The following is a 15,347-nucleotide window of genomic DNA, read 5'->3' as shown; positions in this document are numbered from 1 at the left end:
GATTATGCAGGAAAAACGAGACGGCGGCGTGCGCGTTGGCGCCCGCCGCCCCGCGCAGCGCGGCGATCAGGTCGCCAGCTTGACGATCCCGTAGCCGCCAGCCAACAGCCAGACGTAAAGGATGAACCCCAGGGCCATCACGCGCGGGCCGGCCTTGCGGATCTGGGCGAAGCGCGTTTCGATGCCCAGCGCGGTCATGGCCATGGTCAGGGCAAAGACGTCGAGCCGGCGGATGGCCGCGACGATATCGGCGGGAATGATGTCGAGCGAATTGATGATGGCCAGCACCAGGAACCCGACGGCGAACCAGGGAATCGGAAGCTTGGCGCTCTTGCCCTGGCCGTCCGCATGGGAGGCGGCGCTGCGCAGGTACATGCCAAGCACCAGCAGCACGGGCACCAGCAGCGCCACGCGGGTCATCTTGACGATGGTGGCGACCTCGGTGGTGGCGGGGTCGATGTTGCTGGCGGCGCCCACGACCTGCGCCACTTCGTGAACCGTGCCGCCGATGTAGATGCCGAGCGCCTGCGTATCGAAGTTCAGCCAGCCGGCGTGATAGAAGACCGGATACAGGAACATGGACAGGGTGCCGAACAGCACCACGGTCGCCACGGCCACGGCGCTCTTGTGGGGGGCGGCGCGCAGCGTGGGTTCGAACGCCAGCACCGCCGCGGCGCCGCAGATGGCGCTGCCCGCGGCGGTCAGCATGGCGGTGTCGCGGTCCAGCCCCAGCAACCGCTGGCCGACCACGGTGCCGATCAGCAGCGTGCCCACCACCACGGCCACCGACACGGCCAGCCCCGGCATGCCGACGGCGGCAATCTGCTGGATGCTGATGTTCAGGCCGTAGAAGGCGACCGCGATGCGCAGCAGGCGGCGGGCGGTGAAGTTGACGCCGACGCCCCAGTCCGCGGGCATGGTGCCGCGCAGGAAGTTGCCGTACAGCATGCCGCAGACGATGCCCACGACCAGCGGCGAAAAGCCGAGCTGGCGGATGAAGGGCAGATCGGCCAGCTGCATCACCGCGCCGGCCATCAGGCCCACGAACAGCACGCCGTTGAGCTTGTCGCGCCACGGGGTGGCCGAGACGGCCGGGGTTGCGGCGGCCGGCGCTGCGGCAGCTGGGGCGGCCGGGTTGGCGGGGAGGGGGACGGCGGTTGTGGTGGAAGTGTTCATTACTGGCCCTTTGGGCATAACTACATAACTAGACGAAATATTAGATCCGGCCGTATTATTTGAAAAATCTTCAATCTAAATAATGAATATCAGTAATTCTGATATCAGCCCTATGACGCCGGATCAATTGCTCACGTTTGCCGCAGTCGCCGATACCGGCAACATCAGCCGCACCGCCCAGTCGCTGCACCTGTCGCAACCGGCGGTGTCGGGCCAGCTACGCGCCTTGCAGGAATGGTTTGGCGAACCGCTGTACCGGCGCAGCGGCCACGGCATTGCGCTGACCGAGGCCGGCGAGCGCCTGGCGGAGCAGGCGCGGCAGCTGCGCCAGGTGTACCGGCAGGCGCAGGCAGTTCGCGAATCCTGGCGCGGCCTGGAAACCGGCGCGCTGCGGCTGGGCGCCAGCACCACGCCGGCCAGCTATCTGCTGCCCCGTCTGGTGGCGGATTTCCGTCACGCGTTTCCGGCCGTCAGCCTGCATCTGTCCGATGGCAACACGCGCGAGATCGTGGATCGCCTGCCGGCGCTGGACCTGGCGTTCATCGAAGGCGACGTGCCCGCCGGGCTGCCCGCCGATACGGCGGTGCACGCGTGGCGGCAGGACGAAGTGGTGGCGATCGTGCGGGCGGATCACGCCCTGGCGGACAAGGGCGCCGTGACGCTACGGGATCTGGCGGAGTCGCCGCTGGTGATGCGTGAACCCGGTTCCGGCGTACGCCGGCTGGTCGAAAGGGCGTTCAGCGATGGCGGTCTGGCGCCGTCGGTTGGTCTGGAACTGGCGGGGGTGGAAGGGGTGAAGCAGGCGGTGCGGGCGGGATTGGGCGTGGGTTTCGTGTCCGTGATGTCGATGCGTCACGAAGACGGGGCGCTGGCAGCCCTGCGCCTGCTGCCCCGGCCGCTTACGCGCACGCTGAGCATCCTGGTGCCGCACGCCGACGCCGCTGCCCGCGCCGCCGAGCGCTTTCTGGCGATGTGCCTGGCGGTCGGTGGGCAGGACGTTGGGTAAATGCGCGGCCAGGCCGTTCAGGCCTTGGCCAGCCTCTTGAGCGCGAGCTGCACCCAATAGGTGCCGCCCAGCGGCAGCAGATCGTCGTTGAAGTCGTAGCTGCCGTTGTGCAGCATGCACGGGCCTAGTCCGTGGCCGCTGTCGCGGTGCTCGCCGGTGCCGTTGCCGATCCACACGTAACAGCCCGGCAGTTCCTGCAGCATGAAGGCGAAGTCTTCCGCGCCCATGGTCGGCTGCACGTTGGCGTTGACGTTGTCCTCGCCGACGATGTCGTGCAGCACGTCGGCGCAGAACGCGGCTTCGTCGGCGTGGTTGATGGTGGGCGGATAGTTGCGCTGGAACGTGAATTCGACTTCGCAGTCCATCGCCGCGCTGGTGTGGCGGGCGATCTCTTCCATACGGCGTTCGATCAGGTCCAGCACGTCCAGCGTGAATGTGCGCACCGTGCCGCGCAATTCGGCATGGTTGGGCACGACGTTGTCGGCGCTGCCGGCATGGATCTGCGTGATGCTGAGCACGGCCGCGTCAAGCGGATTGCGGTTGCGCGTGACGATGGTCTGCAGCGATTGCGCCATCTGCACCGCCGCCATGACCGGGTCAATGCCCAGGTGGGGCATGCCGGCGTGCGTGCCCTTGCCCTTGATGACGATCGAGAATTCGTTGCTGGAGGCCATGATGGGGCCCGGCGTCAGACCGAACTGGCCGGGCTTCATGCCGGGCCAGTTGTGCATGCCGAACACCGCTTCCATCGGGAATTGCGTGAAGAGGCCGTCGTCGATCATGCGCTTGGCGCCGCCGCCGCCTTCTTCGGCAGGCTGGAAGATCACATAGACCGTGCCCGCGAAATCGCGGTTCGCGGCCAGGTATTGGGACGCGGCCAGCAGCATGGCGGTGTGGCCGTCGTGGCCGCAGGCGTGCATCTTGCCTTCGTTCTGGCTGGCATGCGTGAAGGTGTTGACCTCCTGCATGGGTAGCGCGTCCATGTCGGCGCGCAGGCCCACGGCGCGATCGCCGGGCTGGTTGCCGCGGATGATGCCGACGACGCCCGTGCCGCCCAATCCGCGATGGATCTCGATGCCCCATTCCTCGAGCTTGGCCGCGACCACGTCGGCGGTGCGGAACTCTTCGAAGGCCAGTTCGGGATGCGCGTGGATGTCGCGTCGGATCTTGGAAATATCCTGGTGCCAGGCAACGATGGGTTCAAGGAGTTTCATGTGCGAACTCGCGCGGAATATGGGGAACGCACAAAGGGTATCATCATTCAAAAATCAATTTAATGGAGACAAATACCATGACGCGTCCGTGGCTTGCTCAGTATCCCCAAGGCGTTCCTGCGGAGATCTCCACCGAGGATTATTCCTCGCTCACCGACTTGCTGGACCGGGCCTGCAAGCGTTACGCGCCGCGCATCGCCTGCACGGCGATGGGCAGCAACATCACGTATGCGCAGCTCGACGGGCAGGCGCGCGCGTTCGCGGCATGGCTGCAAGGCCTGAACCTCGAAAAGGGCGCGCGCGTGGCGCTGATGATGCCCAACGTGCCGGCGTATCTGGTGTGCATGCTGGGATCGCTGCGCGCGGGCATGACCGTGGTGAACGTCAATCCCCTCTACACCGCCGAAGAGCTGCAGCGCCAATTGCTGGACAGCGGCGCGTCCGTCATCGTCATCCTGGAAAACTTCGCGCATACCTTGCAGCAGGTCTCCAATCGCGGCGATCTCAAGCACATTGTCGTGACCGGCCCGGGCGATCTGCTCGGCGGCCTGAAGGCGCCGCTGGTCAATCTGGCCGCGCGCTATATCAAGAAGATCGTGCCCGCCTGGCAGATCGACGGCGCGCATGCGCTGCCCAAGCTGCTGCGCGAAGGCGCGCACATGCCCTTCAATCCGCCATCCATTTCGATGGACGACGTGGCGGTGCTGCAGTACACGGGCGGCACCACGGGTGTGCCCAAGGGTGCGATGCTGTCGCACCGTAATCTGGTGGCCAACGTGCTGCAGACCGAAGCGGTGGCGCAGCCGGTCGTGCATGACCTGGCGGACCAGCAACTCACCATCATCAGCGCGCTGCCGCTGTACCACGTGTTCGCCATGACGGTCTGCGGCCTGTATGCCGTGCATGCCGGCATGCGCAACGTGCTCATCATCAATCCGCGCGACCAGCCTTCGCTGATCAATGCATGGCGCAAGACGCCGGTGAATCTGTTCCCGGGGGTCAATACGCTGTTCAACGCGTTGGCGCATAACGAAGACTTTGCGAAGCTGGATTTTTCCGGCCTGCGGCTGACGCTGGGCGGCGGGATGGCCGTGCAGCAGCAGGTGGCCGAACGCTGGCTGAAGATCACCGGCCGGCCCCTGATCGAAGGCTATGGCCTGTCCGAGACGTCGCCGGTGGCAACGGTCAATCCCACCAATGCGACGGCGTATTCCGGGTCCATCGGGCTGCCGTTGCCGTCGACGGACGTGGCAATTTTGGACGATGCCGGCAACGAGGTGCCGCTCGGCGAACGCGGCGAAGTCGGCATCCGCGGGCCGCAGGTCATGCTGGGGTATTGGCGCAAGCCCGACGAGACGCGCGATTCGATGACTGCCGACGGCTACTTCCGTACCGGCGACATCGGCATCATGGACGAGCAGGGGTACACGCGCATCGTGGACCGCAAGAAGGACATGATCGCGGTGTCCGGATTCAAGGTCTATCCGAACGAAGTTGAGGCGGCGGTTGCGCAGCATCCCGGCGTGCTCGAGTGCGCGGCGATCGGGGTGCCGGACGAACACTCCGGCGAAGCAGTCAAGGTGTTCGTCGTAAAGAAGGATCCGGCGTTGACCGAAGAACAGGTGCAGCAGTGGTGCAAGGACAAGCTGACGGGCTACAAGCGCCCGCGTTTCGTGGAGTTCCGAGACGAACTGCCCAAGAGCAACGTGGGCAAGATCCTGCGCCGCGAGCTGCGGCCTGACGCGCAGGCCGCGGCGGTATCCGCGAAGACGTCCACGTAATGTGCCAGAGGCCGCGCAAGGCGGCCTCTGGTGTTCAGGCCGCCACTTGGCTGCCTGCGGCTTGCGATTTACCCCTGCTTGTCCAGGTGCGGGGCGATCATTTCATGCAGCGCGCGTTCGATGGCGGGATTGCCCGCCACGACGCGCCCGCCGATCGGCCAGGGGTCCTGCTTGTGCATGTCGGAGCACACGCCGCCCGCTTCGCGCAGAATCAGCGTGCCCGCAGCCACATCCCAGGGCGCCAGGCCCATTTCCCAATAGCCGTCGTACCGGCCGCAGGCGGTCCAGGCCAGGTCCAGCGCGGCGGCGCCCATGCGGCGCACCCCGCGTGACCGGTTGATGGCGTCATGCAGCATCGGCATGTATTGCGCGGCAAATGAGAAGTCGCGGAACGGAAAGCCCGTGGCCAGCACGGCGTCTTCGATCGTCTGCGTGCGCGAGCACGTGATCCGCCGGCCATTCAGCCACGCACCCACGCCGTACACGCCGGTGAACAGCTCTTCGCGGCAGGGGTCGTAGACCACACCGATGACCGGCGTGTCTTCCGCCAGGGCCTCGTTGGCGGACATCGACGTGCCCGCGTGCGCGATCAGGGCGATCGACACGGCGTAATGCGGGATGTCGTGCAGGAAGTTGGTGGTGCCGTCGAGCGGGTCGATGTACCAGGTGGCCGCGCCTTGGGCCTTGCCGCCCGTTTCTTCGGCGACGATGCCGAACTTGGGCGTGCGCGCCTTCAGTTCCTGGATGATCGCGGCCTCCGCCTCGCGGTCCGCCTGAGATACGAGATCGTTGCGGGCCTTGCGATCTATCACGAGATCGGCGCGGTGGTGCGCGTAGGATTGCAGGATGGCTGCGCCGGCATGGGCGGCCGTGACCGCCGCGTCGATCGCGGCGCACAGGTCGATGGGAGAAGCCAGCGATTGGGGCTGATCGTAGGTATCCATTGGTCCAGTGTAAGCCCACCCATGGGTCAAACCTGTGGCAAACGGACTAATCCATTGGGCCGCGTGGTGCGCATCCAACGCGAATCGGCAGGTGGCCCGATAATTCGCGCTTCATCGTATTTGTATCTATTGGGCTGGATGTCTGTGACTTACGTTCCGCTGGTTCCCGCGAAGGTTGACGTCGACGCCGACGGCAGGCTGGTCAGTGCCGTCCATGGCGACGTCTACCACTCGCCGTCCGGGGCGCTGGGCCAAGCCGAACACGTTTTCCTGGGCGGCAACGGCCTGCCGCAGCGCTGGCGGGGGCGCGCGTCGTTCACCGTCTGCGAGACGGGATTCGGGCTGGGGCTGAACTTCCTGGCGCTCTGGAAAGCGTGGCGGGATGATCCGCAGCGGCCCGCGGCCCTGCACTTTGTTTCGATGGAGGCGCACCCTTTTTCGCGGGACAACTGTGCCGCGCTGCTGGCGCGCCACGCGCCCGAGCCGCTGGCGGGGTTGGGGCGTGCGCTGGCTGCGCAGTGGCCGGCGCTGCTGCCGGGACTGCATCGACTGGAATTCGAGAACGGCGCCGTCACGCTGACCTTGGGTTTTGGCGATGCGCAGGTGTTGGCGCCGCGCCTTGGCGCGCGGGTGGACGCGTTTTTCCTGGACGGCTTTGCGCCCGAGCGCAACCCCGAGATGTGGGCGCCGCCGCTGTTGCGCGCCTTGGCCAGCCTGGCGGCGCCGGACGCCACGGTCGCCACCTGGGCCTGCACCGGAGAACTGCGCCGCAATCTGGCCGATGCGGGCTTCGATGTGCGGCGGGCGACCGGCTACGGGGGGAAATGGCATATGACGGTGGGGCAGGTCCGCCAGGCCGGAGGCGCCGCGCTGCCGGCGGCGGTCTCGTCGGATCGGCATGCGGTGGTCGTGGGGGCGGGGCTGGCCGGCGCGGGCATTGCCCAGGCGCTGGCGGGCCGCGGCTGGCGCGTCACGGTGCTGGACGCCGCCCGGTCGCAGGGCGCGCCGGCGCACGCCGGCCACTTGGCCGCGGCGCTTACCCCGGTAGTCGCGCGGGATGACAATGCGCGGGCGCGGCTGTCGCGGGCGGGCAGCGAACGGGCGTTGGCGCGCTGGCAGGGTCTGCCCGGCGGCGCGGCGCCCCGCGTCTGCGGCACCGTCCAGGTCGAGCGCGACGCGGGCCGGTCGGCGGCGCTGGCCGGCACCCTGGAAGCCCTGGCGTTTCCGGCGGACTGGGTGCGCCAAGTGTCGCGCGAAGAGGCCAGCGCATTGGCCGGGCTGCCCGTGGCGCGCGGCGGCGTGTTCTTTTCACAGGGCATGCTGGTCCAGCCCGGGCTGCTGATCGACGCGCTGCTGACCGCGTCCGGCGCGGCGGTCATCCCCGGCCGCGCCGAGCGGGTGTCGCCTGCGGGGCAGGGGTGGCGCGTGCTGGACCCGTCGGGCGCGGAGCTTGCCCGTGCCGACACCGTGATCCTGGCCAATGCCGCCGGTTCGCGCGAGGTGCTGGCGGCCAGCGGCCTGCTGGACCCGCTGCCCCGCGTCGCCCAGATGCATGCGCTGACCGGCGAGGTCACGCTTATCCCCGCGGCGGCGCTGGACGGTGGCCCGCGGTGCATCGTCGGGGGCGAGGGGTATCTGTTGCCGGACATCGGGGTGGGCTGCGTCGTCGGCAGCACCTATGTTCACGGCGCCGCCGAGGCCTCGGTGGGCGCAGAAGGGCAGGGCGTCACGCTGGGCAAGGCGGCCGGGCTGCTGGATGGCCGGTTTCCGGCATTTGATGCGCTGGTGCCGGGCAGCCTGCCCGGGTGGGCCGGGTGGCGCGCGGTCCTGCCGGGCCGCTTGCCGGCGGTCGGCGAACTGCCGCATGCCCCCGGTCTCTGGCTGGCCGCCGGATATGCGTCGCGGGGATTGTCGTGGTCGGCGCTGATGGGAGACCTGATTGCGGCCCGCCTGATGGGCGAACCCCTGCCGCTGGAGACCGATCTGGCCCAGCTTGTTTCACCACGATGAAAAAAATTTAATGCGGGCCGGGGGCTTTGTCCGCCTGGCGTAGAATTGTAAGAATTGCCGGAATTTGGCGCCAGTAGGCCGCAATTGACCTTTCGGGACGGCAATTCGGCGACTCGGCGGCGTTTGTGCGCCTAGCGCAGGCCAAGGGCTTCATGCCCCTTTTTTGGATGAATTAACCGTCCAAAAGAGGGATCGAGTTTATTTCAAAGCTCAAATCCGTCAAAATAGCGTCTTTTGATGGTTTTTGGCTTAAGCCGGGGGATGCTCTGTGCCGCCCAAGTTCGACTTTGCCCATACTACCCAGCTCGATAATGTCGAGCTGCTGACGTCCCGCCCCAGTCGCTTCGATTTCGACGCGGGCGATGGGTTGCACCTGGTAGTCGAGGCGCATGCGCCTGGAGTTTTTCGCCTGCGCTGCGGCGAGGCGAACCACTTCAATGATGACAAGCCCGGCGCGCGCGTGCGCGCCGTGGCCGAAATGCTGCTCGCGCGCCAGGAGGCGGTGGGCGAAGGCGCGATCGCGCCCCGCGAAGGCGGGGACGGTTGGCGAATCACACAGGGCGACGTTGCCCTGGAGATTCAGACCAGCCCCGTGCGCGTCGCCCTTTACCGCAACGAAGACCGCGTCTTCGAATCCGAGGTTTCCGCGCATACGCCCGCATTCGGGTACAACGCGCTGGACCAGGCCGACGACGCCGTCTGGACGGCCGGCTTCACGCTGGCCGCCGACGAGCGGGTGTTCGGCCTGGGCGAAACCCCCGGGGACCTGAACCGCCGCGAGGAATCGGTGGTCTCCGACGATCCCGAGCACCGTGCGCTGCCGCTGGCATGGAGCCCGCGCGGTTGGGGCGTCTACGCCAACTCGATGCGCCGCGTGGAGCATTCGGTGGGCGTCGCGCCCGCGGATTCGGCCTATGTGCTGACCGTCGACGACGCCGTGCTGGACCTGTTCCTCTTTGCCGGCGAGCCCGCTGAAATCCTGAATCAGTACACCGCGCTGACCGGCCGCGCCGGGCAACCCGTCCTGTGGGCAATGGGCGCGTGGCTGCAGCAGGCCGCCGGCGAAATGCCGACGCAGACGGTCGCCCTGGTGGCGCGCATGCGCGAAAACCAGATTCCCGTCGATGCCGTGACGCTGGCTCAGCCGATCGCGTGGGGCTTTCAGGCGGACAAGACGGTTTTCGAGTGGGACGCCCAGCGCTTTCCCGACGCCAAGCAGATGCTGGCGCTCTTTCACAAGCACAACGTGCATGTGGCGGCCTCCGGCTTTCCGGGCGTCATCAAGACCAGTCCGCTCTTTGAAGAGCTGGAAGACCGCGGCTGGCTGCTGACCAAGGACGACGGCGCCGCCCAGGTGTTCGACGGCAATGCCGCCACGTCCGGGCAGCCCTACGGCCTGCTGGACCTGACCTACCGCGACATCTACAACCTGTGGGTCGAGCGTCACCGCCAACTGGTGGAAGATGGCCTGGACGCGCCCGCCTGCGACGCGCAGATCGCGATCCCCGATGGCGTGACCGCGCGCAACGGCGAGACCGGCGCCGCTCTGCGCACGATGTATCCCCTGCTGGTGCGCCGCGCGCTGTTCGACGCGGTGGCCGGCCTGAAGGTGCCGCCCGAAGGCGTTGTGCCCAGCGCCGACCTCTTCCCGGCGGCCCAGCGCCTGCCGTGGCAGGTGGGTCCCCAGGTCGACAACACCTGGGAAGGCCTGCGCCACACGCTGCGCACGTCCCTGTCGATCGGTTCCAGCGGCGTACCCGTCCAGGTGCACAACATCGGTTCCGCCGCGCGCGACCGTTCGGGCATGACGTCCGAGCTCTACCTGCGCTGGCTGACCGCCGGCGTGTTCTCGGCCAACTTTGCCTTCCAGGGCGTGGAAGGGCTGATGCCCTGGGATTTTGGCGACGAAACCCTGTCCCACGCCAAGACCTGGATGCAGTGGCGTTATCGGCTGGTGCCCTACGTGCTGGGCGCCATCGAGGACTCGGCCCGCACCGGCCTGCCGGTGCAGCGCTCCATGGCGCTGTCGTTCCCGAACGATCCGCACGCCCACGAATGGGACCTGCAATACCTGCTGGGTCCGGCCCTGCTGGTGGCGCCGGTTACCGAGCCGGGCAATCAGGTGCGCGTCTATCTGCCCAAGGGCGAGGCTTGGTGGGATCTGAACACCGGCCATCGCTACGAAGGCGGCACGACCTGGACCATCGACTGCGAGCTGGGCCAGTTCCCGGTGTTTGGCCGCGAAGGTCACATGCTCTGTCTTGGCCCCGCCGCGCAGCATACGGGCGAGTTCAACTCGGCCCGTATCCTGGACGAGGTCTGGATGTTTGGCATGCCGGTGCATAACCCGGTCGTCATGCGCAACAAGATCCGCGTGATGCAGATGCAGGGCTCGAGCTACATCAAGGGGTTGGAAGGGCTGCGGATTTCGCCGTCCGAAGGCCTGGAAGTGAAGCGCCGCGGCGCGGAAGTCCGCATTTCGCGCGCTCGCTGAACCCGGATCGGCCGCCAGTCGGCCGCCTGAAAAAAGGGCAGTCAGGAAGGCTTTCCTTCCCGGCTGCCCTTTGTGTCTTTGCCGGATCGCCGTTGTCGGGGCAGTCGCGTGTCCTCTGGGAGCGCCGCAGGGCCGCGCCGGCAACTTATATTACTTATAGTTATTAAAAACGGAAAAAACGGTCGTTCTCTTTAGAAGAGAAAAGATACAAAATCGCTTGCCATGATTCACATCGAGAACCTATCCAAGATCTACGCCACGCCGCATGGAGAATTCCAGGCGCTGCGCGGCATCAACCTGCACATCGAGCAGGGCGAGGTCTTTGGCATCATCGGTCCCAGCGGGGCCGGTAAAAGCACGCTGGTCCAGTGCATCAACCTGCTGGAACGTCCCAACCAAGGCAGCATCTCCATCGGCGGCCAGGCCCTCACGGGCCTCAACGAAGCGCAGCTTCGTGAACAGCGCCGCCGTATCGGCATGGTGTTCCAGGGCTTCAATCTGCTGTCGCGCCGCACGGTGTACGGCAACGTGGCGCTGCCGCTGGAAATCGCGGGCGTGGCCAAGGCCGAGATTCCGGCGCGCGTCGAACGCCTCCTGGCGCTGGTGGGCCTCGAGCATCTGCGCGACCGTTACCCCAGCCAGATCAGCGGCGGCCAGAAGCAGCGCGTCGGCATTGCCCGGGCGCTTGCCAACAATCCGGACGTCCTGCTGAGCGACGAAGCCACATCCGCGCTGGACCCGGAAACCACGCACAACATCCTGGCGCTGCTGCGCGACATCAACCGCAAGACGGGCGTGACCGTGGTCATGATCACGCACCAGATGGAAGTCGTGCGCGAGGTCTGCGACCGCGTCGCCGTGCTGTCGCAGGGCGAGGTCGTTGAAGTGGGCAGCACGCGCGAAGTGTTCGCCCAGCCGCGCCACGACGTGACGCGCAACATGGTGTCGGCCGCCACGGCGTCGGAACTGACCGACGCCACGCTGGCCGCCGTCCAGGAACGCATCCGGGCGCTCACAGCCGCCAAGCCCGGGCAGGCCGTGCGTCTGCTGCGCCTGTCGCTGACCGGCACTGACGCATCCGGCGCCTTCCTGTCGGACCTGACCAAGCAGTTCGCGTTGGACGTGGGCCTGGTGCAGGCGCGCGTCGAAGACATCCAGGGCGTGGCCGTGGGCACGATGTTCGTGCTGGCCCAAGGCGCACCCGCCGCGCTCAAGGACGGCATCGCCGCCTTGAACGCCCGTGACATTACCGTTGAAGAAATAGCTCATGAGTCCGCAACTGATCGACCTGCTTATTACGTCGCTGCTTGACACCCTGCTGATGGTGGGCGTGGCCAGCGCCATCGCGGTGATCATCGGCATTCCGCTCGGTGTGACGCTGACGGTGACCGCGCGCGGCAACATGCTCGAAAACCAGCCCGTGAACCACGTGCTGGGCGCCATCATCAACGCAACCCGTTCCGTGCCGTTCGTGATCCTGATGGTCGCGATCATTCCGTTCACGCGGCTTGTCGCGCAGACCTCCATCGGCACCACCGCCGCGATCGTGCCCTTGTCGGTGGCCGCGATTCCGTTCATGGCCCGCATCGCGGAAAACGCCATGCGCGAGGTCGATCCGGGCCTCGTCACCGCGGCGCGCGCGATGGGCGCATCGCCCATGCAGATCATCATGAAGGTGCTGCTGCCCGAAGCCCTGCCGGGCCTCATCGCTGCCACCATCGTGACCGTTGTCAGCCTGATCGGCTATTCGGCCATGGCCGGCGCCATCGGCGGCGGCGGGCTGGGCGACCTGGCGATCCGCTACGGCTACCAGCGCTTCCAGTCGGACGTCATGGCTGCGGTCGTGATCGTGCTGATCGTATTGGTTCAGGCCATCCAGAGTTTGGGCGACCGCTTCGTGCGCCGCATGTCGCATCGCTGATCCACTTTGTTTTTTCCTACTTCCGTCATATCGGGATATCGCAACATGAGCATCAAGGTTTTGAAGTCGCTGGCCGCGTTCGCGTTGGGCGCCGCCGTTTTCGCCCAGCCCGCGCTGGCTCAGGACAAGCCCCTGAAGGTTGGCGTCACTGCCGGCCCGCACGCCCAGATCTTTGATGTGGTCAAGGCCGAAGCCGCCAAGCAGGGCTTGAACCTGCAGGTCATCGAGTTCTCGGACTACGTGCAGCCCAACGTGGCGCTCGCCGCGGGCGACCTGGACCTGAACAGCTACCAGCATCAGCCCTACCTGGACAACGCCAACGCCGACCGCGGCTACAAGCTGGTCAGCATCGCCAAGACCGTGATCTTCCCGATCGGCATCTACAGCAAGAAGATCAAGTCGCTGGCCGAACTGAAGGAAGGCGCCCGCATCGCGCTGCCGAACGACCCGACCAACGGCGGCCGCGCACTGCTGCTGCTGCAGGCCAATGGCCTGATCAAGCTGCGTCCGGAAGCGGGCCTGAAGGCCACGCCGATCGACGTGATCGAAAACCCCAAGAAGCTGCGCTTCATCGAGCTGGACGCCGCCCAGCTGCCGCGTTCGCTGGATGACACCGACGCCTCGGCCGTGAACACCAACTTCGCGCTGGAAGCCGGCCTGAACCCGACCAAGGACGCCATCGCCCAGGAATCGCCAGATTCGCCGTACGCCAACGTGCTGGTCGTGCGTGAAAAGGACAAGGACCGCCCCGAGTTCGCCAAGCTGGTCTCGATCTATCACAGCCCCGCGGTGAAGCAGTTCATCGAAACGAAGTTCAAGGGTGCGGTGGTGGCTGCCTGGTAATTCAGGAGCTGCACGCGTTCTGAAGACGGCCGCCGCGAGCGGCCGTCTTTTTGGCGGGTGCGTTGCGGGTTGCTTTGGCGCGATGCGGACGGACCGCCCCTGCAACACCGCCAGCGTCATTTTTTGACAAGCCCATCGAAATCCGCCATAATTTCGGGCTTCGGTCGGGTTGTTAGCTCAGTCGGTAGAGCAGCGGACTTTTAATCCGTTGGTCGCGAGTTCGAGTCTCGCACAACCCACCACCCCAATTCGCAGTTCATTGTGAACGCCGCTATTCGTAGCGGCGTTTTTGCGTTTGGCTTGCCGCTCGCAACATGATCGATAAGCGACAAGCGACAAGCGACGAGCGACAGCGGCTCCGCTACGCCGCGGAGCGTTCCTTTTGCAGGCATTTGGTAATTTCTGCTTCGGGCACGGCCCTCGAAAACAGAAATCCTGCAGCTCATCGCACCCCGCAGCGCGCAGGAAATCGCGATGGGCGGGCGTCTCGCCCCCTTCCGCATTGATTGTCAGGCCCATGGAACGACCCAGCATCACGACCGCGTTCACGATGGCGGTCGAGTCGCTGCCTTCGCCAATGTTGGCCACGAAGCTGCGGTCGATCTTGATCTTGTCGACGGCGAATCGCTGCAGATAACTCAAGCTGGAAGAGCCGGTTCCAAAATCGTCCGGCGCGAGAAGACCGTCAAGACGCATGTATCGGCCATCCTGGGCACGCTTGGAGTGCTGAACCGCACGCAGGCCACGCTGGTGGCGCGGCGCGGCGGCGTGTTCGGCAAGCCGGTCTAGGGCGGCCTTCCGTTTTACAAAGCCATCGCGTATAACATCCGAACGATATGTGCGCCGCAGCATGGTTCATATCGCAGTCATCTGATCGCCCGCTCATCCCCAGCCTCCCCGCAAGGAGTTCCGCCGTGGCCCGATCCAAAGCGTCATCGACTGCCCGCGATCCCCTGTTGATCGATCTTGCCCTGCAAGGAGGAGGCGCGCACGGCGCGTTCACCTGGGGCGTGCTGGACCGGCTGCTGGAAGAAACCTGGCTTGGCATCGACGGCATTTCGGGCACCTCCGCCGGCGCCATGAATGCCGCCGTGCTGGTGCTGGGTCATGCGCGGGGCGGCGCCGATGGCGCCCGTGCCGCGCTCGAGGATTTTTGGCGGCGTGTGTCCGATGCCGCGCGGTTCAGCCCGTTCCGCCGCAGCCCGCTCGATATCCTGATGGGTTCCTGGTCGCTGGATCATTCGCCCATGTTCATCGCCTTTGACCTGGCGTCGCGGGTGTTTTCCCCTTATGACCTCAGCGCTGCGGGAACCAATCCGCTGGCGGCCATCCTGCAGGAAGTCATCGACTTCGACGAGCTGGCGCGTGCGCCCATTCATCTGTTCATCACGGCGACCAATGCGCGCACCGGGCGCGGCCGGGTGTTCAAGAATGCCGAGGTGAATGCCGACGTGCTGCTGGCCTCGGCCTGCCTGCCGACCATGTTCCGAGCCGTGATGATCGACGGCGACCCCTACTGGGACGGCGGTTACAGCGGAAATCCCACGATCACGCCGCTGGTGCGGGAGTGCCAGTCGCACGACACGATCCTCGTGCAGATCAATCCGGTCGAGCGCGCCGGGCTGCCCAGCAGCGCCCGCGAGATCATGAACCGCCTGAACGAAGTCACGTTCAACGCGTCGCTGTTGAAAGAGCTGCGCATGATCGCGCTGCTGCGCCAGGTGGCCGACCCCGGCAATGGCGAGGGCAGGATGTGGGCGGACATGCGCATCCATCGCGTCTCGTCCGACCTCATGGTGGAGCTGGGCTATTCCTCCAAGCTCAATGCCGAATGGCCGTTCCTGTGCATGCTGCGCGACGAGGGCAGAAAGGCCGCCGACCGCTTTCTGGCCGAGCATGGCGATGACCTGGGCAAGCGGTCATCGCTGGACATCGACGAACTGCTGGGCGAGGTCTGA

General features: G+C 66.1%; 11 protein-coding genes, 1 tRNA gene and 1 pseudogene. 9 read left to right on the top strand and 4 right to left on the bottom strand.

Annotated elements, in window-relative coordinates; translation table 11 throughout:
• Positions 1-66: 66 nt before the first annotated feature.
• Positions 67-1,176, bottom strand: coding sequence for a YeiH family protein (locus ASD71_RS21215; RefSeq protein WP_235512269.1), 1,110 nt, complete (start codon positions 1,174-1,176; stop codon positions 67-69).
• A 112-nt stretch (positions 1,177-1,288) separates the two neighbouring features.
• Between ASD71_RS21215 and ASD71_RS21210 the strand changes: the two genes are divergently transcribed.
• The gene (locus ASD71_RS21210) at positions 1,289-2,182 is read left to right on the top strand and encodes a LysR family transcriptional regulator (RefSeq protein WP_056569247.1); all 894 of its coding nucleotides are present in this window, start codon (positions 1,289-1,291) and stop codon (positions 2,180-2,182) included.
• A 17-nt stretch (positions 2,183-2,199) separates the two neighbouring features.
• Here the strand turns inward: ASD71_RS21210 and ASD71_RS21205 are convergent, their stop codons facing one another.
• Entirely contained in the window at positions 2,200-3,396 is a 1,197-nt protein-coding gene (locus ASD71_RS21205) for a M20 aminoacylase family protein (RefSeq protein WP_056569245.1), read from the bottom strand.
• A gap of 77 nt (positions 3,397-3,473) precedes the next feature.
• On the opposite strand from ASD71_RS21205, the gene ASD71_RS21200 reads away from it, so the two are divergent.
• On the top strand, positions 3,474-5,177 hold the full coding sequence (locus ASD71_RS21200; RefSeq protein ID WP_056569242.1) for an AMP-binding protein: 1,704 nt from the start codon (positions 3,474-3,476) through the stop codon (positions 5,175-5,177).
• A gap of 68 nt (positions 5,178-5,245) precedes the next feature.
• Here the strand turns inward: ASD71_RS21200 and ASD71_RS21195 are convergent, their stop codons facing one another.
• Positions 5,246-6,121, bottom strand: a complete 876-nt coding sequence (locus tag ASD71_RS21195) for an inositol monophosphatase family protein (protein ID WP_056569239.1) — start codon at positions 6,119-6,121, stop codon at positions 5,246-5,248.
• A 138-nt stretch (positions 6,122-6,259) separates the two neighbouring features.
• On the opposite strand from ASD71_RS21195, the gene mnmD reads away from it, so the two are divergent.
• From mnmD to ASD71_RS21165, 6 genes are all read left to right on the top strand, one after another.
• Positions 6,260-8,131 (top strand): tRNA (5-methylaminomethyl-2-thiouridine)(34)-methyltransferase MnmD, encoded by a 1,872-nt coding sequence (mnmD, locus tag ASD71_RS21190; RefSeq protein WP_056569235.1) that lies wholly within the window; start codon positions 6,260-6,262, stop codon positions 8,129-8,131.
• A gap of 268 nt (positions 8,132-8,399) precedes the next feature.
• On the top strand, positions 8,400-10,625 hold the full coding sequence (locus ASD71_RS21185; RefSeq protein WP_056569232.1) for a glycoside hydrolase family 31 protein: 2,226 nt from the start codon (positions 8,400-8,402) through the stop codon (positions 10,623-10,625).
• Positions 10,626-10,847: 222 nt separating this feature from the next.
• Entirely contained in the window at positions 10,848-11,936 is a 1,089-nt protein-coding gene (locus ASD71_RS21180) for a methionine ABC transporter ATP-binding protein (RefSeq protein ID WP_056569229.1), read from the top strand.
• Positions 11,893-12,546 (top strand): methionine ABC transporter permease, encoded by a 654-nt coding sequence (locus ASD71_RS21175; RefSeq protein ID WP_056569227.1) that lies wholly within the window; start codon positions 11,893-11,895, stop codon positions 12,544-12,546. The genes ASD71_RS21180 and ASD71_RS21175 overlap by 44 nt, the downstream gene beginning before the upstream one ends.
• A 45-nt stretch (positions 12,547-12,591) precedes the next feature.
• A complete protein-coding gene (locus ASD71_RS21170; protein ID WP_056569224.1) occupies positions 12,592-13,389 on the top strand; it encodes a MetQ/NlpA family ABC transporter substrate-binding protein in 798 nt (265 codons plus the stop codon).
• 166 nt (positions 13,390-13,555) lie between these two features.
• A tRNA-Lys gene (locus ASD71_RS21165) sits at positions 13,556-13,631 on the top strand.
• 241 nt (positions 13,632-13,872) lie between these two features.
• On the opposite strand, the pseudogene ASD71_RS28650 reads toward ASD71_RS21165, so the two are convergent.
• Positions 13,873-14,085: pseudogene (locus tag ASD71_RS28650) on the bottom strand (EAL domain-containing protein); the annotation flags it as partial.
• A 275-nt stretch (positions 14,086-14,360) separates the two neighbouring features.
• On the opposite strand from ASD71_RS28650, the gene ASD71_RS21155 reads away from it, so the two are divergent.
• Positions 14,361-15,347 (top strand): patatin-like phospholipase family protein, encoded by a 987-nt coding sequence (locus tag ASD71_RS21155; protein ID WP_369818989.1) that lies wholly within the window; start codon positions 14,361-14,363, stop codon positions 15,345-15,347.

This window comes from Achromobacter sp. Root565 (assembly GCF_001427425.1).
GTDB classification, from domain to species: domain Bacteria; phylum Pseudomonadota; class Gammaproteobacteria; order Burkholderiales; family Burkholderiaceae_B; genus Achromobacter; species Achromobacter spanius_D.
The sequence above is the reverse complement of the archived record's forward strand: the minus strand, read 5'-3'. Positions and strand labels throughout refer to the sequence as shown.